General features: G+C 54.7%; 17 protein-coding genes. 10 read left to right on the plus strand and 7 right to left on the minus strand.

Annotation, left to right across the window (positions count from 1 at the left end; genetic code table 11):
- Window positions 1-12: 12 nt before the first annotated feature.
- Together glgA and glgB are read right to left on the minus strand one after the other, a co-directional pair.
- Window positions 13-1,470 carry a glycogen synthase GlgA gene (gene glgA / locus K325_RS0106620; protein ID WP_029653481.1) on the minus strand — a complete coding sequence of 486 codons (1,458 nt, stop codon included), beginning with the start codon at window positions 1,468-1,470 and terminating at the stop codon, window positions 13-15.
- Window positions 1,467-3,359, minus strand: coding sequence for a 1,4-alpha-glucan branching protein GlgB (gene glgB, locus K325_RS0106625; RefSeq protein WP_029653482.1), 1,893 nt, complete (start codon window positions 3,357-3,359; stop codon window positions 1,467-1,469). Before glgB ends, glgA begins: the two co-directional genes overlap by 4 nt.
- 176 nt (window positions 3,360-3,535) lie before the next feature.
- Here glgB and glgC point away from each other — a divergent pair, with 176 nt between their 5' ends.
- From glgC to glgP, 5 genes are all read left to right on the plus strand, one after another.
- Entirely contained in the window at window positions 3,536-4,801 is a 1,266-nt protein-coding gene (gene glgC, locus K325_RS0106630) for a glucose-1-phosphate adenylyltransferase (RefSeq protein WP_029653483.1), read from the plus strand.
- Window positions 4,791-6,503 carry a glycoside hydrolase family 57 protein gene (locus tag K325_RS0106635; RefSeq protein WP_029653484.1) on the plus strand — a complete coding sequence of 571 codons (1,713 nt, stop codon included), beginning with the start codon at window positions 4,791-4,793 and terminating at the stop codon, window positions 6,501-6,503. The genes glgC and K325_RS0106635 overlap by 11 nt, the downstream gene beginning before the upstream one ends.
- Window positions 6,500-7,972 (plus strand): 4-alpha-glucanotransferase, encoded by a 1,473-nt coding sequence (gene malQ / locus K325_RS0106640; RefSeq protein WP_029653485.1) that lies wholly within the window; start codon window positions 6,500-6,502, stop codon window positions 7,970-7,972. The genes K325_RS0106635 and malQ overlap by 4 nt, the downstream gene beginning before the upstream one ends.
- Window positions 7,973-8,075: 103 nt before the next feature.
- Entirely contained in the window at window positions 8,076-8,438 is a 363-nt protein-coding gene (locus tag K325_RS0106645) for a PilZ domain-containing protein (protein ID WP_029653486.1), read from the plus strand.
- Between the two features lie 8 nt (window positions 8,439-8,446).
- Window positions 8,447-10,951, plus strand: coding sequence for an alpha-glucan family phosphorylase (glgP, locus tag K325_RS0106650; RefSeq protein ID WP_029653487.1), 2,505 nt, complete (start codon window positions 8,447-8,449; stop codon window positions 10,949-10,951).
- Here glgP and K325_RS0106655 read toward each other — a convergent pair whose 3' ends face one another.
- Window positions 10,952-12,370, minus strand: coding sequence for a TrkH family potassium uptake protein (locus tag K325_RS0106655; protein ID WP_029653488.1), 1,419 nt, complete (start codon window positions 12,368-12,370; stop codon window positions 10,952-10,954).
- 250 nt (window positions 12,371-12,620) lie between these two features.
- On the opposite strand from K325_RS0106655, the gene K325_RS0106660 reads away from it, so the two are divergent.
- Window positions 12,621-13,160 (plus strand): porin family protein, encoded by a 540-nt coding sequence (locus K325_RS0106660; protein WP_029653489.1) that lies wholly within the window; start codon window positions 12,621-12,623, stop codon window positions 13,158-13,160.
- A gap of 55 nt (window positions 13,161-13,215) precedes the next feature.
- On the opposite strand, the gene nhaD is transcribed toward K325_RS0106660, so the two are convergent.
- A complete protein-coding gene (nhaD, locus tag K325_RS0106665) occupies window positions 13,216-14,469 on the minus strand; it encodes a sodium:proton antiporter NhaD (protein WP_029653490.1) in 1,254 nt (417 codons plus the stop codon).
- 170 nt (window positions 14,470-14,639) lie between these two features.
- Here nhaD and K325_RS0106670 point away from each other — a divergent pair, with 170 nt between their 5' ends.
- Entirely contained in the window at window positions 14,640-15,137 is a 498-nt protein-coding gene (locus tag K325_RS0106670; protein ID WP_029653491.1) for a hypothetical protein, read from the plus strand.
- 11 nt (window positions 15,138-15,148) lie between these two features.
- Here the strand turns inward: K325_RS0106670 and K325_RS0106675 are convergent, their stop codons facing one another.
- Window positions 15,149-16,369, minus strand: coding sequence for an MFS transporter (locus K325_RS0106675; RefSeq protein WP_029653492.1), 1,221 nt, complete (start codon window positions 16,367-16,369; stop codon window positions 15,149-15,151).
- A gap of 326 nt (window positions 16,370-16,695) precedes the next feature.
- Between K325_RS0106675 and K325_RS0106680 the strand changes: the two genes are divergently transcribed.
- Window positions 16,696-17,451, plus strand: coding sequence for an ion transporter (locus K325_RS0106680; RefSeq protein WP_051146583.1), 756 nt, complete (start codon window positions 16,696-16,698; stop codon window positions 17,449-17,451).
- 174 nt (window positions 17,452-17,625) lie between these two features.
- Window positions 17,626-18,687 (plus strand): type I restriction endonuclease, encoded by a 1,062-nt coding sequence (locus K325_RS0106685; protein ID WP_029653494.1) that lies wholly within the window; start codon window positions 17,626-17,628, stop codon window positions 18,685-18,687.
- Window positions 18,688-18,768: 81 nt separating this feature from the next.
- On the opposite strand, the gene K325_RS0106690 is transcribed toward K325_RS0106685, so the two are convergent.
- Together K325_RS0106690 and K325_RS0106695 are read right to left on the minus strand one after the other, a co-directional pair.
- Entirely contained in the window at window positions 18,769-19,230 is a 462-nt protein-coding gene (locus K325_RS0106690) for a GNAT family N-acetyltransferase (RefSeq protein ID WP_029653495.1), read from the minus strand.
- A complete protein-coding gene (locus K325_RS0106695; protein ID WP_029653496.1) occupies window positions 19,211-20,137 on the minus strand; it encodes a DMT family transporter in 927 nt (308 codons plus the stop codon). Before K325_RS0106695 ends, K325_RS0106690 begins: the two co-directional genes overlap by 20 nt.
- Before the next feature lie 497 nt (window positions 20,138-20,634).
- Here K325_RS0106695 and K325_RS0106700 point away from each other — a divergent pair, with 497 nt between their 5' ends.
- A complete protein-coding gene (locus K325_RS0106700) occupies window positions 20,635-22,944 on the plus strand; it encodes a type I restriction-modification system subunit M (RefSeq protein WP_029653497.1) in 2,310 nt (769 codons plus the stop codon).
- The last annotated feature ends 70 nt before the right edge of the window (window positions 22,945-23,014 follow it).

Genomic DNA, 23,014 nt, shown 5'->3' on the forward strand with positions numbered 1-23,014 from the left:
GCCCAGTCAGGGCTAGCCCTGATTACTGGTACCTGACAGCATCTGGTACAGGGATACATATTGGCCTGCGCTGTTCGCCCAGGAATAATCGCCTTTCATTCCGTTGTCCTGGAGCTTTCGCCAGGTTTTCCGGCACCCGAAGGCCGTGAGTGCCCGTTCAATCGCTTTGTAAAAAGCGTCTGGAGTAGGCTCACGGAACACAAAACCGTTAGCCCTTGGCAGGCCGACCTCTGCAGGGTCAAAAACGGTATCGTTGAGTCCTCCGACACCATGAACCACGGGAACAGTGCCATACCGGAGGCTGTACATCTGGTTCAGGCCACAGGGCTCAAACCTTGAGGGCATCAGAAAACCGTCGGCGCCAGCCGTGATTCTGTGGGCCAGCCCTTCATGGTAGCCCAGAGAGAGGGAGCATTGGTTCGGCCAATTCCTTGCCACAGAAGTCAGCGCTTCCTGATAATGATGTTCACCGGAGCCAAGTATGGCGAACTGGCATCCTCTCTCGAGCAGGGGCGTGATCACGCCCAGCAGCCAGTCCAGACCTTTCTGCTCTACCAGCCGACCAACGAAACCTAACAGGGGGGCAGAGCTGATATCGAGCCCCAGCTCCTGCTGCAAACGGGACTTGCCCATGGCTTTGTCGGTGATGTTGTCGGCGCCGTAGTGATGCATTAAATGGGGATCGTCGTTGGGGTTCCATTGCCGCGTGTCGATTCCATTCAAAATCCCCCGGAGGCGAGAGGCTCTGTGCCTAAGCAAACCATCCAGCCCGTAACCGAACCATGGGGTCTGAATTTCCGCTGCATAGCCGGGGCTGACCGTGGTTATAGCATCACTGAATACCAGCCCCCCCTTCAGAAAGGACAGCTGGCCGTGGAATTCCAGTAACTCGTATCGCCACAAAAAATCCGGTAGCCCCAGAGCCCTGAAGGTTTCGTGGGAAAAGAGCCCCTGGTAGGCGAGGTTGTGGATGGTGAACACGGTTTTGGGGGCATTCTGTGCGTCGGAAAGGAACACCGGAATGAGTGCCGACTGCCAGTCGTTGCAATGAACGATGTCTGGCACCCAGGGTAAGCCAAGCTGGCCAAGGGCCATCATGCTGCCAATCCGGGCGAACAGGTGGTACCGGTGGGCGTTGTCCCACCAGTCTTCGCCAGATTCGTTCTGGTAAGGGCTGTTGCCGGCCCGGTCGAAAAGAGCCGGGCAATCCACCAGCCAGAGCGTGACGGTGGTACCCGGTAAACGGGTTTGCCAGAGTGATACATCGTATTGACCACACCGGAACCGGGTTTTTCGCCGGGAACCGTTTTCCCGGGCGGCGTTCAGGGCCGCCGGGTAGCCAGGCAACAACAGCTGACAGTCATAGCCCAGGCGACAAAGAGCATCTGGCAGGCTCGCAGAGACATCTGCCAGCCCTCCGGTTTTGATCAGAGGGAAAACCTCACTGGTAACAAACAGTATCCGGATCATGGCTCCAGCCTCATAATGACCAGAGCCAGAGGTGGCAGCGTAAGCTCAATCGACCAGGCGCGGGCCATCCAGGGGACGTCTTCCGCCGCCACGGGCAGGGGGTTGCCCAGATTCCCCCCGCCATAATACGTGGAGTCAGAATTAAAGATCTCCAGCCAGACGCCACGGACCGGAACACCAATCCGGTACCGGTACCGGGGCACGGGCGTAAAGTTAGCCAGAACCAGAATGGGCGACAGGCCAGGTTTTCCTCGCCGAAGAAAACTGATAACCGATTGGGTGGAATCGTGGCAGTCAATCCATTCAAAGCCATCGGGATGGTAGCTGTTCTGATGGAGTGCCGGCTCCAGTCGGTAGAGCCCGTTGAGGTCTTGCACCAGCTTTTGGATACCCTGATGTTCCGGGTGTTTCAGCAGGCCCCAGTCCAGTTGCCGTTGTTCACTCCACTCCTCACGCTGGCCAAACTCACCCCCCATAAACAGCAGCTTGGCACCGGGATAGGCAAACATGTAGCTGAAGAGAAGCCTGAGGGACGCCCGTTGCTGCCATTCATCTCCCGGCATTTTCTGGATCAGGCTGGATTTTCCGTGCACAACCTCATCATGGGAGAGTGGTAGAACAAAGTTTTCAGAAAAGGCGTAGAGCAGACCGAAGGTGAGTTTGTCGTGGTGGTACTGGCGGTACACCGGGTCTTGCTGAAGGTAATTCAGCGTATCGTGCATCCACCCCATGTTCCACTTCAGGTTAAATCCAAGACCACCAATCTCCGGCGGACGTGTAACGCGGGGCCAGGAGGTGGATTCTTCCGCAATCATCAAAATACCCGGAAACCGGCTCTGGCAGACCCGGTTCAGATCCTGAATGAAGCCTATTGCCTCCAGGTTCTCATGGCCACCATGCTCGTTGGGCAGCCATTCGCCGTCCTTGCGGGAATAATTCAGGTACAGCATGGACGCCACGGCATCCACTCTCAGGCCATCGATATGGAACGCGTCGAGCCAGAACAGCGCACTGCCGATCAGAAAGTTGCGAACCTCATGGCGTCCGTAGTTGTAGATCAGCGTCCCCCAATCCTGATGCCGGCCACGACGGGGGTCTTCATGCTCGTAGAGTGCTGTGCCATCGAACCGGGCCAGGGCAAACTCATCATCGGGAAAATGACCAGGCACCCAGTCCAGAATCACGCCAATGTTGTGCTGATGGCACAGATCCACCAGATAACGGAGATCGTCCGGGTCTCCGTACCGACTGGTTGGTGCGTAATACCCTGTAGTCTGGTAGCCCCAGGATTCGTCCAGCGGATGCTCTGTGACCGGAAGCAGTTCCACATGGGTAAACCCGGTGTCCAGCAGGTAGGGGACCAGTTGATCCGCCAACTCCCGGTAATTCAGCCAGCGGCCGGAGCCATGGTGGCGCCAGGACCCCGGGTGCACTTCGTAGATTGAAACCGGGCTCTGTTGCCAGTCAAAGCGGTTTCGTCGCGAAAGCCAATCCCCATCCTGCCAGCCATAATGGCCTCGCTCGGTAATAACGGTGGCGTTCGCGGGGCGATGCTCAAACTGTTGTCCGTAAGGGTCGGTTTTCGTGACCTGTTGGCCGTCCGGGGTGGTGATCGCGAATTTGTACCGATGCCCTGCAAGCACCCCTGGCACAAAGCCAGACCACACGCCGTACCCGTGGTGAAGGGCAAGAGGGTGTTGTCGGACATCCCAGTGATTGAAATCTCCTACCACACTCACGCTATGGGCGTTGGGTGCCCAGACAGCAAACCGCACGCCTTCGGTATTTCGATGCCTCACCGGGTGCGCGCCCAGCACATTGTAGATGTGCCAGTGCCGGCCTTCGGCAAACAGATGCAAGTCAAAGTCACTCAGGGCAGGGCTTTCCATGGGCCACACATTCCTGAACAGAATACAAGTCGGTGATTAGAGCATAAGACGTTTTTGCGTTTGCGCAAAAAATGACCTAAGACAAATATACGTCATTGGTGAAATGAGGGGCGCAATCGCGCCAAATAACGTCAAGAAAGTGTCGGCGCGTTTTCAGTTGAAACAGGGAAGCAGCTATGCACACCGCCAAGCGTTTCGTCAGCCGCCTTACCAGGCAGACTCTGGCCCTGGTGTTGGCCGGGGGCAGGGGGTCCAGGCTTCATGATCTTACCAAATGGCGCGCCAAACCGGCGGTGCCATTTGGGGGGAAATTCCGGATCATCGATTTTCCGCTGTCCAATTGCATTAACTCGGGAATCGGACAAGTGGGGGTGATCACCCAATACAAATCTCACTCCCTGATTCGTCATATCCAGCGGGGCTGGGGGTTTCTCCGGGGTGACCTTGATGAGTTTGTTGAGCTGCTTCCAGCACAACAGCGCATTGAGACATCCTGGTACGAGGGGACCGCAGACGCGGTGCTCCAGAATCTGGACATTATTCGCAGCCACCAGCCCGAGTATGTCTTAATTCTGGCGGGCGATCATGTCTACAAAATGGACTACGGTACAATGCTGGCGGCTCACGTGGAGCAGGGCGCAGACATCACCGTGGGCTGCATCGAAGTCCCCCTGGCGGAAGCCTCCGCGTTTGGGGTGATGTCGGTGAACGAGAGCTATCGCATTACCGAATTTGAGGAGAAGCCGGCCAGCCCAAAATCCATGCCCGGCAAGCCTGGGACGGCACTGGTCTCGATGGGTATCTATGTTTTTAACACCGCAGCCCTGTTTAATGAACTGGAAAGCGATCACAAACAGGCCGGCAATTCCTCCCACGATTTTGGCAAGGATATTATTCCTTCGGTTATCCGACGCCTTCGTGTGTCTGCCTTCCCTTTCCGGGACCCTGTGAACAACAAAGTTGCCTATTGGCGGGATGTGGGCACGATCGATGCGCTCTGGCAGGCGAATCTTGAGTTGATAGGCATCAGCCCGGAACTGAATCTCTACGATTCCGCGTGGCCTATATGGACCTATCAGGAACAGCTGCCTCCGGCCAAGTTTGTGTTTGATGATGACAATCGCCGGGGCACCGCCGTTGACTCGATGGTTGCGGGTGGGTGCATCGTTTCCGGTGCCCATGTCCGGCATTCGCTTCTGTTTTCTCAGGTACAGGTGCATTCCTTCTGCGAGGTGGAAGATGCGGTCGTATTCCCCGATGTGGACATAGCCAGACGGTGTAACATCCGAAAAGCGGTGATCGACCGGGGATGCCGGATTCCTGAAGGAACCCGAATCGGATTTGATCGGGCCGCAGATGAAAAACGTTTTCACGTTTCTCCCGGCGGCGTGGTTCTGGTCACGCCGGAGATGCTTGGGCAGGACTACCCCCATGGCCTCTGAGAATACAACGCCGGTTGTGCTGTGCTGGCATATGCACCAGCCGGACTATCAGAACCACAAGACCGGCGAGTTTCTGTTTCCCTGGGTGTATCTGCACTGTCTTAAAGACTATGTCGATATGGCCGCCCACCTGGAGCATCATCCCGGCGCAAAGGCCGTGGTGAACTTTGCCCCGGTTTTGCTGGAGCAGATTGAAGATTACCTGCTTCAGATTGAGCGATGGCGCCATGACGGCCCAACCATGGGCGACCCACTCCTTGCGGCTCTGGTTGCACCTACGTTACCAACCCCAGGTTCGCCCGCATTCCTTGCCCTGATCGACAAATGCCTGAGGGCCAACAAAGAACGGATCATCAAACGGTTTCCTGCCTATGCCCGTTTGGCTGACGTGGCCGACCTGTACCGAACCAGGCCGGATCTGCAGAGATACCTGTCAGCGCAGTTTCTGGCCGATCTCTTGGTGTGGTACCACCTTGGCTGGATGGCCGAAACGGTGAGAAGGACAAACGCTGTGGTACAGGGTCTTCAGGAGAAATCCCACAATTACACACTGGAGGACCGCCGGGCGCTACTCGACGTGATTGCTGAATTAATGAGCAGCCTTGGTCCACGCTACCGGCATCTGGCTCAGAAAGGCCAGATAGAGCTGTCGATGAGCCCCTGGGGACACCCCATTCTCCCGTTATTGCTGGATTTTGGCTCAGCCCGGGAATCGCTGCCAGACATCACCTTGCCGGAACACCCGGGCTATCCGGGCGGGCGTGAAAGGGCCATCTGGCACCTGAACGAAGGGCGAAAAACCTTCGAACGGTTTTTCGGAATGGCGCCACGCGGTTGCTGGGCCTCGGAGGGCGGGCTAAGCCAGGCGACGCTCGCATTACTCTCCGATCAGGGCATTCTTTGGACGGCTTCCGGCGACTCGGTCATTCATAACAGTCTTCGCTATGCGGCATCCGGACATGCTGGCCCAGAGCAGGAAAGCGTGCATCAGCCCTACCGGTTTGGCGAAGCCTCTGTGACTGCGTTCTTCCGGGATGACGGATTATCTGACCGCATCGGGTTCAGCTATGCCGACTGGCACGCCAAAGACGCCGTTGGCGACTTGGTGCATCACATGGAAGCCATTGCCCGAGAACCGGGCACCCGTGTTATCTCAGTGATTCTTGATGGAGAAAATGCCTGGGAATACTACCCGGAGAACGGTTTCCACTTTCTAGATGAACTCTACGAAGTTCTGGAGCGGCACCCGAAACTCCGGCTTACCACGTACACATCCTACCTTGAGGGGGCCAAAACATCACCGGCGCAGCTTCCGGAACTGGTGGCTGGCAGCTGGATCTACGGCACGTTCTCCACCTGGATTGGTGATCCCGACAAGAATCGCGCCTGGGACCTCCTGTGTGATGCCAAGCAGCAGGTTGATCGTGCGCTCGACAACGAGCCCCTTTCCGCCGATCAAAAAGAAGCTGCACTACGACAACTGGGTTTGTGCGAGGGATCTGACTGGTTCTGGTGGTTCGGTGACTACAATCCTGCCCCGATTGTGCAGGATTTTGAGCAACTGTACCGACGCCATCTGGTTAATTTGTATGAACGGATCGGCTGCGAAGCGCCGGCCAACCTGTTTCAGCCCATGAGCCAGGGAGGTGGCGCTCCGGCTAAAGGGGGAGCGATGAGACCAGGGCACGAGGCCGAACTATGATTCAGGAACTACGACGGAACCCTGTCCTGAACCGGCGCCGTGCCGGCGTGTTGCTTCATCCCACGGCCTTGCCCGGCGCTTTTGGTAAGCTGGGCGCCTCAGCAAGAGCTTTTATGGACACACTCGCTGACGCAGGAATGACCGTGTGGCAGACGCTGCCGCTGGGGCCTCCGCACCCAGACCTTTCACCCTACCAGGCACTCTCGGCCCATGCCGGTAATCCGTTAATGATCGACCTGGAGGAACTGGTACCCGCAGGCCTTCTGAAGACAGAAGAGCTCGGCGCCCTGACCAGAACAGAAGCAACCACTCGGGCAAGCCAGCGCTTCCAGTCCGGTCACTATACGCCATGCGAGGTGTTCACCCCGGAAACCTTCCATCACTTTGTGACGCGGCACCGGTGGCTGGACGATTTTGCACTCTTCATGACGGCGCGCGAAGCGTTTCCCGGCATGGGATGGGTTGACTGGCCAGACCAACTGCGGGACAGGGAGCCTGCTGCGCTGGACGCCCTGAGAGCTTCGCATCGCAGCACGTTAGACAGGGTGATTTTTGAGCAATACCTGTTTTTCTCCCAGTGGGGGCAGGTTCGACAGTACGCCCGGGCGCGCGGGATCTGGCTTTTTGGCGACATCCCCATTTTCGTAGCCCATAACAGCGCGGATGTCTGGGCCAACCCTCAACTTTATAAACTCGATGGCGATGGCAATCCAAGGGTGGTTGCCGGGGTCCCCCCGGACTATTTTTCGCCAGAGGGCCAGCACTGGGGAAATCCACTGTTTGACTGGCACCGAATGGCCGAAGACGGTTATCGCTGGTGGATTGAGCGACTGGCCAGCCAGCAGGAATGCTTTGATCTGCTACGGATAGACCATTTTCGAGGTTTTCAGGCCTTCTGGGAGATCCCTGCCGATACCCCCCAGCCAACCCGGGGTTACTGGGTTCCAGGGCCCGCAGACCATTTTCTGGAAGCCTGCCTCAGAGAGCTGCCCGGCCTGCCGCTGGTTGCAGAGAATCTCGGAATCATCGGCGAGGATGTTGAAGCACTCCGACACCGGTTTCAGCTGCCCGGAATGACCGTCATGCAGTTTGGGTTTGATGGAAACCCTGATAACCCTCACTTACTGCACAACCACCGCGAAATGAATCTGGTGTACACCGGAACGCACGATAACGACACCACATTGGGTTGGTACCGGAGCCTTGATGAGCGAACCCGATGGCATGTTGATCAGTACCTGAGGATTCAGGGGCAGGAAATGCCGTGGGCCTTAATACAGGCAGCCATGGGGTCGGTGTCCAGGCTGGTTATGGTGCCGGCTCAGGATCTCCTGGCCCTCGGTTCAATCGCGCGATTCAACACCCCCGGAACCAGCCGGGACAACTGGCGCTGGGCCTTGCCGGTGAATTACCGCGAGCAGGTCAATCTGTCAGGCTTGAAATCGATGGTGAGCCTGTATGGGAGGTAAAAGACAGACCTGCATTTGATCAAGGTCAAAGTGGTTAATAAATAACCAGGTGTAGAGTGAGAACAAATCGTACCCACTCCGGACACTGACAGGAGGAAACGGCATGGAACATCGGCTCAGCCAAAGGGTGGAGGGTGGCTTGCCCATTCTGGTCTATAAACGAGGGATGCCGGTGGCCACCGGCATGATAAGGGACGCCTCCCGGCGAGGCATGTTTATCGCCACGGATTACGCGGATGTGCGACTCAACCAGACCATCGAGCTTGCATTCCGGTTTCCAGAGCGGACAGATCAGGGGCATTACACCCTCAGTGCACACATCGTCCGCACAGATGACAGCGGCCTGGGCGTGGACTTTGATGGAATTGAGAACAACGCTCTGATCATTTCTGAACTCATCGCATTTCTCCAGCAGCAATCGTCGACGGCGTTTGCGGCTGGCTACCGACGCCGACAGATGTCCTGACCGAACCCATGACACTGGCGGCCTACACCATAAGAGCACTGCCGGAACCGCTGAATGGCTTGGTCTCCATGGCACTGGATCTCCAATGGAGCTGGCATCATGGGAGTGACCAGTTGTGGCGGCGGCTGGATACGGAACTCTGGGAGGCGACTCATAACGCCTGGTTTGTACTGAACAGCGTTTCGGCCGAGCGATTGCAACAATTGGCTGAAGACCGGGAATTTTTAGCGTTCTATCAGCAGCAGTTAAGCCGGCACCAGGCACTAACCAGTGCGCCCCCCTGGTGCTCCAGAGATGATGAGGCGCAATTAGCCGGCGGAATTGCGTGGTTCTGCATGGAGTATGGGGTGTCTGAATCCCTTCCTCTGTACAGCGGGGGCCTGGGAGTTCTGGCCGGTGATTATCTGAAAACGGCCAGTGACCTCGGTGTGCCAGTCACAGCCATTGGCCTGTTGTATCAGCAAGGTTATTTTCGCCAGGCACTGAATGCGGAAGGCGAGCAGCTGGAATTCTACCCATACAATGACCCGACGATGCTGCCGGTGACGCCTTTGCGGAACGACGCCGGAGACTGGGTGAGGGTAAATGTGCCCTTTCCTGGCCGGGCGCTTCGGTTGCGGGTATGGAAAGCCCAGGTGGGCCGGTGTGAGCTTTTATTGCTGGACAGTAACGACCCCCGCAATGAGCCAGGAGATCGGGGAATTACCAGTGAGCTGTATAGTGGTGGTCTCGAAAAACGGCTGCAACAGGAAATGGTTCTTGGCATCGGGGGATGGAGGCTACTGGCTCAGACCGGGCGCGAACCCGGGCTTTGCCACATCAATGAGGGCCACAGTGCCCTGGCACTGATTGAGCGGGCCGCTCACTGGCAACGTCAGAACAAGACAAGCTTTGAGGTGGCACGACAGGCCACCCGTGCGACCAACCTGTTCACAACCCACACCTCGGTGGCCGCCGGGTTCGATCGGTTTCCGGAGAGCCTGGCGAAACTGTATCTCACCCCATGGCTTGAGGACATCGGCAACACTCTGGACACCATTCTGAGCATCGCCAATGGCGGTGGGTCAGAACTGAACATGTCCGGGCTTGCCCTGGGAATGAGTGGTCGCTTCAACGGGGTCAGTGAGATACACCGACAGGTGACCCAGTCTATTTTCCAGCCCTGGTTTGGCCGTTGGCCCGCCGCCGATGTCCCGGCTGAATACGTGACCAATGGCGTCCACACCCCAAGCTGGGACTCTCCGGAAGCGGATGAACTCTGGACCGAAGCCTGTGGCCAGGACCGCTGGCGACAGCCCATGACCGACCCATACCCTTTGCGCGACACGCCAGACCACGATCTGTGGCAAATGCGAAGAAACCAACGCCACCGGCTTGTGTATTATCTTCGCAAGCGCCTGCAGAACCAGCATTGTGAGCACGAAGACGACAGCCGCCCCGCGGCCGCCTGCGGCATGCTCCTGGACACCGAATCCCTTACACTGGGTTTTGCCCGGCGGTTCACCAGTTACAAACGACCAGACCTGTTGCTGACAGATCCCCAGCGCCTGATCAGCCTGCTGACCAGCCGGGATCGACCACTGCAAATCGTTCTGGCCGGCAAGGCGCACCCGAATGACGCCGAAGGCAAAGCCCTTATCAAACGCTGGAAACAGTTCATCCGCAGGCCAGAGATTGAGGGCCGGATCGTGTTTGTTGAAGACTACGACATGGCCGTGGCGAGTGAGCTTATTCAGGGTGTGGACGTTTGGCTTAACTGCCCACGGCACCCTTGGGAAGCCTGCGGAACCAGTGGTATGAAGGTGCTAGTGAATGGCGGGCTGAACCTCTCCCAGTACGATGGCTGGTGGGCGGAAGCCTGGCAGCCGGAGGTAGGGTGGGCGATTCGCCCCGGAGCAACGTTTGCCGAGCTAAGCCAGACCGACAAACACGATGCAGCCGACGCTGACGAACTTTATCGATTGCTGGAGCAACAGGTGGTTCCTGAGTTCTACCAAAGGAGCGAACAAGGCCTGCCGGAAACCTGGCTCGCGAAAGTGCGTGCAAGTATGGATCAGCTCACGGCCCACTACTCCGCCAACCGGATGGTGAGGGAATATGTGAACGCGTTTTATCGACCGATGGTGGCTCAGGGAAGGGAGCGGACGCCCCGGATAGCCCGGGAGCTGGTGCTGTTTCGGGAAACCATCACGAAGCACTGGCCAAGGCTCCGGTTTGGCCGCCTGGCATATACCCGGAGTGGCGATGAACTAAAGGTAGAACTGGATGTTTATCTCGACGGGTTGGGGCCGGAACTGGTCGCCGTTGACGTTGTCGCCGAAGCGTCCAGCCTTGGCGAACGGGTGGTACAGCCCATGACACTGCAGGGGCCTTTGGCGGAAGAAGCGCAAACGTATCACTACGAGTGCCTGGTTCCGGACCGCCCTTCAGAGCACTACACGCCCCGACTTCGGGCCCGGAACGCACGACTGAACCTGCCTCTTGAGGCCCCTCACATTCTCTGGTTCCGCTAATCAGCCTCGCCAGAAACCGGGTGAGAGCACAATCACCACGCTGAGGATTTCGAGACGCCCCATCAGCATGCCAACCGCCAGGACCCATTTCGCTGCGTCTGGCAGGGGCGAAAAGTTTCCGGCAGGCCCAATGATATCGCCCAGCCCCGGGCCCACGTTGGTCAGCGATGTCAGGGCACCGGACAGGGCTGTCACAAAGTCCAGTTGCAGCGACGCCAGCAACACGGTGATCACCAGAAGGCACAGCAGGAAAATGAAGGTATACGCAATCATGGACGAAATAATCTCGTCGCTCACGGCGCGCCCGTTATAGTTTCGGGTAAAGACCGCCCTTGGATGAAGCAGGCGCATCAGCTGCTCACGCAGAATGATCAGAGAGAGCTGGAAGCGGAAAATCTTCATGCCCCCAGCCGTTGATCCGGAACAGCCGCCCACGAACATCAGAAAGAAAAACACCACAAATGCCAGTGGCCCCCAGGCGGAATAGTCTTCAGATGCATAGCCGGTGGTGGTTACCACCGAGGTTACGTTAAAAAGTGTGGCGGTATAGTTGTGGACCGGGTCAAACGGAACCGGGGAAACCCACCAGCGGTACAGCGTGAGCATGGCCGGCACAACAAACAGAATCGTCAGAAACAGCCGGACCTGCTGATCGCGAAACAGAACGCCCCTCTGGCCGTGCATTTCCCGAACAAACAGGAAGAATGGCAGGCTGCCAATGATCATGAAAAAGGTGGATTCCAGGAGAATAAGATCGCTGAACTTACCCATGGACAGGTCCGAGGTTGCAAACCCTCCGGTTGCGATACTCGTGAGGCCATGGTTGAACGCGTCAAACAACGACATTCCGGACAGGTAATAAGTGACCACCGCAACAATCGAAAACACAACATAAACAAACAGAAGGCCCCGACTCAGGGTTCTCATCCGGGGCAGTGCCTTTTCAGTCCACTCTGAAGATTCCGTGGCAAACAGGCGCATACCTCCAACCCGAAGGAACGGCAGTACCGCAACGAACATACCGATAATGCCGATACCGCCAAGCCACTGGAGAATGGACCGCCACAGCAGGAGGTCTTTATCCATGGTGTCCAGCCCCGTGAACACCGTTGCACCAGTGGTTGTGATCCCGGAGGTACCCTCAAAAAACGCATCGGCCGCAGAGATGCCGTTGTCGCTCAGGTAAAAGGGGAGGGAAGAAAGCAGGGCAATGACAAACCAGCTGGAAACCGTGAGCACAAACATGTAGCGGGGTTTGAGGTCGCGGGGCTCACGGAATGTTAACAGCAGGCCCAGAATGCCAAGCACACAGACAATGACTGCGGACTCTGCAAACGCAACGGCATTGGGTGCCCCAGACGGGGTGGCAGCCAATAACAGTACTGGTAACGTCATGAAAACACTGAGCAGTATAAACATGACGCTGACGATGAAAACGACCGGGGCTAGGTTTCTCAAGGCACGCTCAAGCCAGCTGACAAAAGACGGCGTCAGGATACCCGCGGGGTGGTCGAACCGCAAGGAAACAGGCCCGCAAGGGCTGCATTAACCAGAAATTAAATCCACGTAAAAAATGGGTAAATACGGAACGCCCCTATAGCAAGATCCGTCTGGCTGATGCACGTTTACAGCAGGGTCGCTGAGACCTGCTTGAATAAGGAGAAACGACATGAAGACGACGAAGAAAGTTTTGCTTGCAGCAGTTGCCACTGCGGGAATGACCGGCGCAGGCTTTGCTTCCGCCCAGGATATGTATAAGTCCGGCATTGGCGGGCTCTATGCTGGCGTAAATTACACCTTCATGGAGGCAGACTTTGACGGTCTCGCCGAGGCCGATACCGGTACGTTGTCCGGTAAGGTCGGCGTAATGGCGACGGACTTTCTGGGCCTGGAAGCCCGGGCTGGCTTTGGCGTAAACGATGATAAGGTGCACGGCATTGATGTCGAGATCGACAACTTTTTCGGCGGCTATGCCACCCTTAACATGGTGAACGAAAGCCCGGTAACGCCCTACGCGGTGGTAGGGTTTACCCGGATTGAGGCTTCTGCCGGTTCCGTTGAGGACGACGACTCCGATTTCTCGTACGGGGCTGGCCTGAATGTCAGGATTGCTCAGAACCTGTCTGGCAACCTTGAGTACATGCGCTACTACGACGATAACGATGTAACGGTAGACGGCATTGGTCTGGGCGTTCAGGTTAACTTCTGATCACTTGAGCTCCTGATTGCCTGCAGGAGCGCTGAGCCCCGCAGGCAATCCCGGCTCAGCCATTCATCGCCGCGCCCAGAAGGATCACGCCCACATACCCGGCGGTATAGGCTGCAAGCAAGTGCAGGGCGTATTTCAGATATGCCCCAAACGTCAGCCCTTCTATCTTACTCATCGCAACAATCCCTGCCGCAGACCCGATGACCAGCAGTGATCCGCCCACGCCAACAGCGTAAGTAAGGCCCATCCACTCACCCGGGCTCATATTGATTCCAGATTTCAGCAGAGCAGCCGTCAAGGGCACGTTATCGATAACCGCCGAAAAAATACCCATCAGGTAATTGGCGTATACCGGTGGCAGCACGTCATAAATGGCAACCAGGGAATCCAGCGCATGAATCTCTTTAAGCATGCCCACCAGAAGCAGGATGCCGAGAAAGAAAAGCAGCGTCTCAAATTCAATAACCCGAATGTATTCCAGAATCGGGTCCAGATCGGAGTCATCACTCATGAATCGCGAGACCAGAAACATAATCGACAAACCAAACAGGAAGGTGAGCACCGGCGGAATGCTGAACAATGCGTTGCCGCTGATGGTAGCGATGATGGTCACCAGGAAAAGACCGGCTATCACCGCATCGACAGCACGGACTTCGTTGGAGCTGGCTCGTAGCGTGACCGTGCCGGACAACCCCCCGGAAAGCAGCACAGCCAGCAAAAAGACGGTGATCGACGCGGGTATCGCCAGGGTGAGCAGGGTGAGAATTTCAACTTTTCCAGCCAGGAAGATCATCAGGGTTGTCACGTCGCCGGTAATCAGCGACACGCCCCCAGAGTTAACCGCAAAAACAACTAAAACAATGAATTGCAGGCGCTTCTTCAAGTCAAGATTTAAAGAAAGAATCAGAGAGCAGGACACCAGAGTGGCGGTAATATTGTCCGCAAGCGATGAAAACACAAAACAGAACAGGCCAGTCAGAAACAGCAGTTTCCGCTCGGTCACCTGGCGGGGCATGATCAGATAGATCATGTTTTCAATCATGCCTTTCTTATTGAGATAGGCGACAAAGGTCATCGCCGCCACGAGAAACAGCCAGAGCCCCGCAATTTCCGCGATGCTCTCGGACAGCCCGGCTGAGACAGTGGCCGTTTCGTCCGCTCCGGAACTGAACAAAAACAACAGGACCCAACTCAGCGTACCGAAAAACAAGGTGGTCTTCGCCTTGTTCACGTGTATCACTTCTTCGAAGATCACGCCCAGAAGGGCCAGCACTGCAACAGCAATCAGAACAGCCTCAAGAATTGGCATTTGTGCATCCTTGAACCGCGGGGAAGGTAGGCGGTGGATTCTAAACCTATCCGCCCACAGCGCCAAATTCGTGGATTATCGCAGCTTGCCTATACTGAAATCTGCCGTGGATCAAAACAGCGCCGCGACTTTCTGCTATTGATAGGTTGTTAGAAAGAGGAGGAATTGCGATGAAACACTGGTTGAGCATGCTGGCCTGCGCCAGCCTGATTGCCGCGCCCACCCTGAGCTATGCCCAGGGCAGCCAGGGGCAAGGGATGAATCCGGAGCGGGTTCAGCAGATGCAACAGAACATGGAGCAGATGCAGCAAGCCATGCAACAAATGCAGGTGGCGTCAAACCGGGAAGACAGGCAGCGCTTCCGGCAAGAACACATGGAACGGATGCAGGAGCATCTTCAAATAATGCGGGAATCCGGGATGGGGCCGGGCATGATGGGCCAGGGAATGGGAATGAACGGCCAGAGCCCCGGCATGGGTAACCGGAATTCAGGCATGGGTGGCCAGGGCCAGATGAAAAATCGCTCCCCGGGCAACAGCGGCAAAAGCCAGCAAGGTGGCGTCGGCATGAATCAGGACCAACGGTTGCAGCAAATGGAGCAGCGAATGGACCATATGCAATTAATGATGGAGCAGATGATCCAGAATCAGCGAATGGGCAACCCGTAAACGTTCGCCATTCAGAGGGAGCCCGCATCCGAAACCGGAGCAGAACGCTTGCGGGCACCCATCCAGAGGACGGATAACGCCACCACAGCGATCGGTGCCAGCATCAGGACATTCAGGGTTTCCCAGCCAAGCTGGTGAAGCAAAGTGCCGGACATGAGCGAACCAATGGTAACCAGCACGAAGATAATCAGATCGTTCACGCCCTGTACCTTGCCCCGCTCAGCTTCCGTGTGCAACGAAGAGAGCAGGGTGCTTCCCCCGATGAACAGAAAGTTCCAGCCTACCCCCAGGCACACCAACGCCACCCAAAAATGGGCCAGGCTGGCGCCCTGCATGGCGGTTACTACGGCCACGATGAGAATCGTGCAGCCAGCCATGAGCACCCGGCTCAAACCGACACGTGAAATCAGTGCTCCGGTAAAGAACGATGGCACATACATTCCCAGAACGTGCCACTGCATAATAAACGCCACCTGATCCATGCTAAAAGCCTGAGCCCGCATGGCTAGCGGCGTTGCCGTCATCACCAGAACCATAATGGCATACCCCAGGGCGCCGGAAGCCAAAGCCACCACAAAGGCGGGATTGCGGCCGATGGCACGCAAAGGACGGGCTACCTCGCCTTGATGGGCCTCGCCAACATAAGGCACCTTTAGCTGAGTCAACAACACAAAAACGAGCAACGCCAACACAGCGATTGACAGATAAGGCGCGCCATTGGGGACAGAGGAGACCACATCTCCCAGAGCACTGGCATTCCACGGCCCGAGAAACGCGGCAACCACGCCTCCGGCCAGCACAAACGAAATGGCCCGACTGCGGAATGAAGGGCTGGCGACATCCAGAGCCGCAAACCGGTAATACATCGCGAACCCCTGATACACCCCCAGCAGCATGCTGCCAAAACAGAACAGCGCAAACGATTCGGCGACAATACCCCCAAAACTCACCAGGCCACCACCAACACCCAACAGAGCGCCCACCATAAAGCCCCGGCGCCGACCGACGTTTTTCATAAACAACGACGCCGGCAACGTGGAGAACACCGTGCCCAGCATCATGATCGCGATAGGCAAAGTCGCCAGCCCCGGGTCCGGGCTGAGCTGCTGGCCGACCACACCACTCAACGTCATCACGGTGATTGCTGCGACCATGAACGCCACCTGACTGATCACCAGAATGGCCACATTCTGTTTTTCGAGGCGGTAAGGGTTGGTGGTAACGGGATTCATGGAGGCGTGCCTTGAGTGGTGCGATTCTGGTTCGGGTTAAACGATTTATTCTAACCTTATTCCAGTAAATGGGGTAGTGGGGGTGTTTTGTAGCTCTGTTAAGGATGAAGAAGAAAGAAGCCGTAAACTTGAAAACTACCCCTTACTTATTACTTAGGCCCTTTTATTTTGATATAAATCGAAAAATCTACAATCTCATTAGTCATGCTTGGTCGTGAGCAAACAAAATTCAGGAGACGAATACCGGAAGAAGGGGGCTCCCGTTGTAATTTTGACTGAGGATCACTGGTTAAGCTCTGGAGGGATAACTTGATGAGTACTGTTCTGTGATTGCCGGTAAGCCATCGCTCTTGGATCGGCCCTTTTTTGCTTGGTCAATTGCAGGGCTAATCCTCTTTTCCGTCATTACATTTTCTATTGGCACCCTTCCGAATCTTTCAGAAACCAGCAAGGAATTTCTCTACTATTCTGAATTAGCTGTTGTGGGAATTTTTTCGGTTGAGTACCTTTACCGTGTATACATGGCCCCACAAAAACTGCGCTTTATCTTTAGTTTCTATGGATTAATTGACCTACTTGCCATTCTGCCTTTTTACCTTGGTTTTCTGGTGGATTTGCGAACTCTAAGGCTGGTCCGTCTGCTGCGTTTGCTTCGAGTTTTAAAGCTCGCCCGTTACAACATGGCTATTTTCCGGTTTATGCGAGCAATATATCTGGCCAAGGAGGAGCTGGTTATTTTTACCATCGCCAGCCTTGTATTGCTTTTTCTTGCAGCCGTAGGAATCTACCATTTTGAACACAACGCTCAGCCAGAAGTGTTCCGCTCGATATTTGATGCGCTTTGGTGGGCAGTTGCCACACTCACAACGGTTGGCTATGGAGATATTTATCCCATAACAAACGGGGGGAGGTTGTTTACGTTTGGAATCTTAATGATTGGACTGGGAATGATTGCGGTTCCGACTGGAATTATTGCCTCATCTCTATCGGATGTTCGCCGCCAACTGGAAAGAGCGCGCCAGCATGAGCAGGGTGATTCTCACAGAGAACAAAAATCGGATTACAAAGATATGCGAGATTAACTTGGGCGAGAGGACGTAAAACCCTCAGCTTAAGAGTATTGATGGAAGCCATTGGCCCTAAATAAAATGAGGCCCAATGCGAGTCGCAAGCAACGCATGGAGTATAGAGCATTTTATTGACGAATCTGAAGCTGCTTACTAACTTTGATACTGTTAATGAGCTGGAGTAAAAACATGGAATTTAAAGAAAAAGTTCTGGATCTCGTCTCAAAAATCGAAAAGGTCAGTGACAGACTGGAAACTGAAGAAGCGACAAAAAATGCCTTGGTTATGCCTGTCATTCATTCGGTGTTGGGGTATGACATTTTCAACCCTGCTGAAGTGGTGCCCGAGTTTACTGCTGACACCGGGACCAAAAAAGGCGAGAAGGTTGATTATGCCATCATGCATAACGGCGAAATCCAGATCCTCATTGAAGCAAAAAAGTACGGTGAGCAGCTAACGCTTAAACACGCCTCTCAGCTCTATCGCTACTTTTCGGTGACAACCGCTCGTATAGCAATTTTAACCAACGGAACCGTCTACCAATTTTTCAGCGACTTGGATGCCACCAACAAGATGGATGAGCGTCCCTTTCTTGAAATTGACTTTGAAAACCTGGATGAAAGCCTGATTCCTGAGCTGAGAAAGCTGAGCAAGGAAAAGTTCGACCTGGAGGATGTGCTTAATTCGGCAGGAGAAATGAAGTTTTCCAATCAGATCAAGAAGGTGTTGCAGCAGGAGCTGAGGGACCCGAGTGATGATATGGTTAAACTGCTGGTCGGATCAGTTTATGAAGGAAAGCTGACCCAATCGGTAAAAAATGATTTTAAGCCAATTATAAAAAAGGCGGTTAATCAGTTTCTCAACGAACAAATAAATGATCGCCTGCAAAGCGCGATGAATCGCTACTCAGACCCTCTTGATGACACTGACATCGGAGAAACAGAGGAAACGGACAGCGGAATTGTTACAACGGAGGACGAAGTTGAGGGCTACAACCTAGTTAAAGCAATTGTACGAAAAGCCATCGATCCTGACAGAGTAGTGATGCGGGACACAAAAAGTTACTGCGGGGTGCTTATTGATGACAACAACCGAAAGCCGCTTTGCAGAATGCACTTCAATCGCTCACAGAAGTACATCGGAATATTTGACGGCGCTAAAAATGAAACCAGGCATCCGATAGAGACACTTAACGATATCTTCTTATACGAGCAGAAGTTATTGGAAACTGCCAACTGTTATGTGGAATAGCCGGGAGCTTAACGACCAAGCCCGCCAACTGGCGGGCTTGGTTACAGCCTCATCAACCATTAAATCCGTATACCCAGGATTTTATTCGCCGCTTGGACCAATGTCGAGGTAGAGCCTGAGCATATCCTTGTGCTGTATGCCATGTTCGAACACAGGTTCTTCATAGTTTTCTAAAAAATAGTTTTTAATTACAGATTCCACGCGAAAGCCAAGCCTCTGATAGTAGGCGAGCTGGTACCCAAATGTACCTGTGCCTAACTCCACCCGCTGGATACTCTTATCCATTAACTTCTTTAAAGAAAAACTCAGAAGATGGGTTCCAATGCCCGTTTTTTGATGATTAGGATGCACAGAGATATTCAATATTTCAGCCGTTTTATCTCTAATGCGTTTTGCAATGCACACGCCGACAACCTCACCATTGGATTTAGCTGCATAGCACCACGAATCTGGCAAGTATGATTTAATCATCTTATCCGAGGGATCGGCTTCCAGTAGAAGTGGTAGCGGGGCTTCTTCAGGGTCAATTTCCAAGTACTTCATTTTTACGACTCCGCCAAAGTCTGCCATCAATGATTGATAGGCCTGCAGCAATCATAGCCATTCCCAGATAGTGAACAGCCCCCAATTCTTCATTCAAGAACAGTGACCCCAGAAGGATGGCTGAAACAGGCACCAGCAGGGTAACCAACAGGAGATTGGTTGCTCCAGCTGATTCCAGAATTTTGAAATAAAGCACATAAGCAATCGCTGTTGAGAAAAAGGCAAGCCCAAAAACTGAACCTAAGACCGATATCTTCAGATCGGCAAGGTGGATCGGGCCGTCAACGGCTAATGCGACAGGTGCCAACCACAGTGACGATGCAGTAACCTGGCCGGCTGCGCTGACTAATGGGTTTACGCCCATTGTCTTGAATCTTCGCCCAAACACGCCAGCAAATGCGTAAAGCAGAGTTGCGGCAATAACGGCGAAATGCGCTAGCACACCTATGCCGTTGATCGCTGGCAGCCCTATCATCACTACAACGCCTATGAAACCAACCGTCACACCAAGCGCCTTTCGCGGTGTTACACGCTCGTCGGGCAGAAAAAGTCCGGCGACTACAACCGTGAATATCGGGGTTGCAGCATTGAGAATCGACGCCAGTCCAGAGGCAATTTGCGTTTGGCCCCATACGATCAGGGAAAACGGGATAACGTTGTTCAGTAATCCCATTCCAAGAAAAGCCGCCCATATATTCACCCCCTTTGGTGGGCGCAGCCCCATCACAACAGCTGTCATCCATAGCAAAACGGCAGCGATAGAAACCCTGAGGGTTACTATCGTGAGTGGTGGCAAGTCCGCTACTGCCACACCTATGAAGAAAAACGAACCACCCCAGAGAACGGATAGCGCAACAAGCATTGCCCATTCGCGACCACCCATTGAGGCATTTATCGAAGATGTCATGGTGATTGGCACTCCCTGATCAAAACATCCAGACCTCACCCTAGACGGTAACCAGAACTCGAAACATCCGATTCTTGCTCTCCTGTTCTTTTTGGGGCTCTATATCTGTATCCAAACCCTCTGGGCTTGATGATGGCTAGATTGTCCAATACCCGAGACTTTCGAGAGAGGAAAAATGGGCCGGGGTACCGGGTATCCTTGACGCTTAAACTAGTTGGTAAAGGGGCGGCTTGAAGGGTATTTTCTAAAGCATGCTCATGGGGGTGTAGATACATAGCTCTAAATGGGGTACAACCCTGCGTACTACTTGTTGGACGGGCAAGCCGGGTAGGGCATTCAGGAACCTCAACCTCCAGTGGAGAGCAGGCCTGACAGTGAATCGTAGGCTTGCCAGACAAAAACGGCACCAGATAGTACACTGATTTCCCCACAGAAATCGGCAGATGCTCTTCACCCCATCACCTGTTTTCCATACACGGATTTTAGGCATTACTTCAATGAAAAACTTCTCACAAACAGCTGCCTTCATCTGGTCGGTAGCTGATCTGCTTCGCGGTGATTTCAAACAAAGTCAGTATGGGCGAGTTATCTTGCCGTTCACCTTGCTGCGCCGACTTGAATGTGTGCTTGAGAGTGACAAGCAGGCGGTACTGGATACGCATACGAAGGTGCAGGGCATGAACCTGCCCGAAGCAGCCTATGAGAAGATGGTCCTGAGGGCTACCAACCAGCGATTCTTTAACACCTCGCCCATGACACTGTCGAAGTTGGGTGAATCAGGTATCAAGGATAACCTCGAGAACTACGTGCAGTGCTTTTCCCGCGACGCACGCGAGATCTTCGAGTACTTCAAGTTCGATGAATTCGTCGGCCTGCTCAGCGATGCCAACCTGCTATATAAGGTGGTTCAGAAGTTCGCCAACACCGACCTGAGCCCTGAACGCATCTCCAACCACGAAATGGGCCTGGTGTTCGAGGAGCTGATCCGCCGCTTTGCTGAGAGCGCCAACGATACTGCGGGGGAGCACTTTACCCCACGCGACATTGTGAACCTGACGACCTCCCTGGTATTCATGGAGGACGATGATGTTTTCACCAAGGAAGGCATCGTACGAACCATCTATGACCCTACAGCGGGGACAGGGGGATTCCTGTCCAGCGGCATGGAATATGTGCTGGAACGCAGCCCCAACCAAAGCGCCGTGATGCGGGCCTACGGTCAGGAACTGAACCCCGAGTCTTATGCCATCTGCAAGGCCGACATGCTGATCAAGGGGCAGGAGGTCAACAACATCAAGCTGGGCAATACGCTTTCCAATGACCAGCTCTATGCCGACAAGTTTGACTACATGCTCTCCAACCCGCCTTTCGGTGTTGACTGGAAAAAGGTCGAAGGCGAGATCAAAGATGAGCACACCCTCAAAGGTTTCGATGGCCGCTTTGGGCCTGGTCTGCCGCGTGTGTCCGATGGCTCACTGCTGTTTTTGATGCATTTGATCAGCAAGCTGCGTGATCGTGCGCCCAACCAGGAAGGCGAGATCGAGGGCGGTGGCCGTATCGGTATCATCCTCAATGGATCACCGCTATTTACGGGTAGTGCAGGCAGCGGCGAGAGCGAAATTCGTCGCTACATTCTGGAAGCCGACCTGCTGGAAACCATCGTCGCGTTGCCAACCGATATGTTTTACAACACGGGCATCGCCACCTATATCTGGGTGCTGTCCAACAAGAAGCCCGCCGAGCGCCAAGGCAAGGTCCAGCTTATCAACGGCGTGAACCTGAGCAGCAAGATGCGCAAGTCACTGGGCTCCAAGCGCAAATACCTGACTGAAGACGATATCCGCACCATCACGCGTGAATTTGGTGCCTTTGATGACGCCTGCGCCACCGACCCAACCAGCAGCCAGCCGCTGACTAAGATTTTCGATACCACCGATTTCGGTTACCGTCGCATCACCATTGAGCGCCCGCTACGCCTGTCGGTACAGATGGATGATGAACGCCTGGCAACACTGCGCTTTGCGCCCAAGCCGTTCAACGCCCCCATGCAGTGGATTTGGGAGCAGTTTGGTCAGCAGTGGGACAGCGACTCCTACGGAGAGCTGGCAGCAGTCGAGAAAGAGATCAGGGTGGAGATGAAAGCCAGCTTCTCTGAGCTGAAAGAGAAGCAGATCAAAGACCTGCTCAGCCCCAAACTTTGGCGTGACCAGAAAGCGCTGCTCGATGCGGCCAAAAAACTGCGTGACCAGCTGGTACAACAGATGGGCGAGGGCGCTATCGTCTCTGGCCAGTGTGATGACTTCAACCCGTTTGATGATGAGTTGAAGAAGGCGCTCAAGGCCACAGGCATCAAGCTCGACGCAAAACAGAAAAAGCAGCTGCTGGACGCCATCACCTGGAAGAACCCTGAAGCCGAGCGGGTCATCAAGAAGGTGCTGAAGGAAACCGCACAGCCCAAATATGGTGCGTTTGAGGCCATGCTCAACGGCAAGACCGTCGTGGTCGAATACCAACCCGATAGCGACCTGCGCGATTACGAGAACATCCCGCTTGATCCATCAAAACGGGTAGAAGAGCTGATCGAAGACTACTTTGACCGTGAAGTCGCACCGCATGTGCCAGATGCCTGGATCGACGCCAACAAGCGTGACGAGAAGGATGGGGAGGTCGGTATCGTCGGGTATGAGATTCCGTTCAATCGGCATTTCTATGTGTACCAGCCGCCGCGCAGCCTGGGAGAGATTGATGCGGATCTGGATAAGGTGAGTCGGGAGATTATGGAGCTGCTGGCGGAGGTGCACTCATGACGGTCTTTTTCCGCGATCAATGCGTTGCTGCTGTGCTCGCTCCGTCACATAGTTCACTATGCTCCGTCGC

The sequence above is a fragment of the Marinobacter daepoensis DSM 16072 genome, assembly GCF_000421165.1.
In the GTDB taxonomy this organism is placed as follows: domain Bacteria; phylum Pseudomonadota; class Gammaproteobacteria; order Pseudomonadales; family Oleiphilaceae; genus Marinobacter; species Marinobacter daepoensis.

Bases quoted from the DNA above. Each gene is read 5' to 3' on its own strand.
- K325_RS0106675 (WP_029653492.1), bottom strand. From the start codon at position 16,369: ATGAATCCCGTTACCACCAACCCTTACCGCCTCGAAAAACAGAATGTG.
- K325_RS0106685 (WP_029653494.1), top strand. From the start codon at position 17,626: ATGGAATTTAAAGAAAAAGTTCTGGATCTCGTCTCAAAAATCGAAAAG.
- K325_RS0106670 (WP_029653491.1), top strand. From the start codon at position 14,640: ATGAAACACTGGTTGAGCATGCTGGCCTGCGCCAGCCTGATTGCCGCG.
- K325_RS0106635 (WP_029653484.1), top strand. From the start codon at position 4,791: ATGGCCTCTGAGAATACAACGCCGGTTGTGCTGTGCTGGCATATGCAC.
- K325_RS0106655 (WP_029653488.1), bottom strand. From the start codon at position 12,370: ATGTTTATACTGCTCAGTGTTTTCATGACGTTACCAGTACTGTTATTG.
- K325_RS0106645 (WP_029653486.1), top strand. From the start codon at position 8,076: ATGGAACATCGGCTCAGCCAAAGGGTGGAGGGTGGCTTGCCCATTCTG.
- glgB (WP_029653482.1), bottom strand. From the start codon at position 3,359: ATGGAAAGCCCTGCCCTGAGTGACTTTGACTTGCATCTGTTTGCCGAA.
- glgC (WP_029653483.1), top strand. From the start codon at position 3,536: ATGCACACCGCCAAGCGTTTCGTCAGCCGCCTTACCAGGCAGACTCTG.
- nhaD (WP_029653490.1), bottom strand. From the start codon at position 14,469: ATGCCAATTCTTGAGGCTGTTCTGATTGCTGTTGCAGTGCTGGCCCTT.
- glgP (WP_029653487.1), top strand. From the start codon at position 8,447: ATGACACTGGCGGCCTACACCATAAGAGCACTGCCGGAACCGCTGAAT.
- K325_RS0106695 (WP_029653496.1), bottom strand. From the start codon at position 20,137: ATGACATCTTCGATAAATGCCTCAATGGGTGGTCGCGAATGGGCAATG.
- K325_RS0106690 (WP_029653495.1), bottom strand. From the start codon at position 19,230: ATGAAGTACTTGGAAATTGACCCTGAAGAAGCCCCGCTACCACTTCTA.
- glgA (WP_029653481.1), bottom strand. From the start codon at position 1,470: ATGATCCGGATACTGTTTGTTACCAGTGAGGTTTTCCCTCTGATCAAA.
- K325_RS0106660 (WP_029653489.1), top strand. From the start codon at position 12,621: ATGAAGACGACGAAGAAAGTTTTGCTTGCAGCAGTTGCCACTGCGGGA.
- K325_RS0106700 (WP_029653497.1), top strand. From the start codon at position 20,635: ATGAAAAACTTCTCACAAACAGCTGCCTTCATCTGGTCGGTAGCTGAT.
- malQ (WP_029653485.1), top strand. From the start codon at position 6,500: ATGATTCAGGAACTACGACGGAACCCTGTCCTGAACCGGCGCCGTGCC.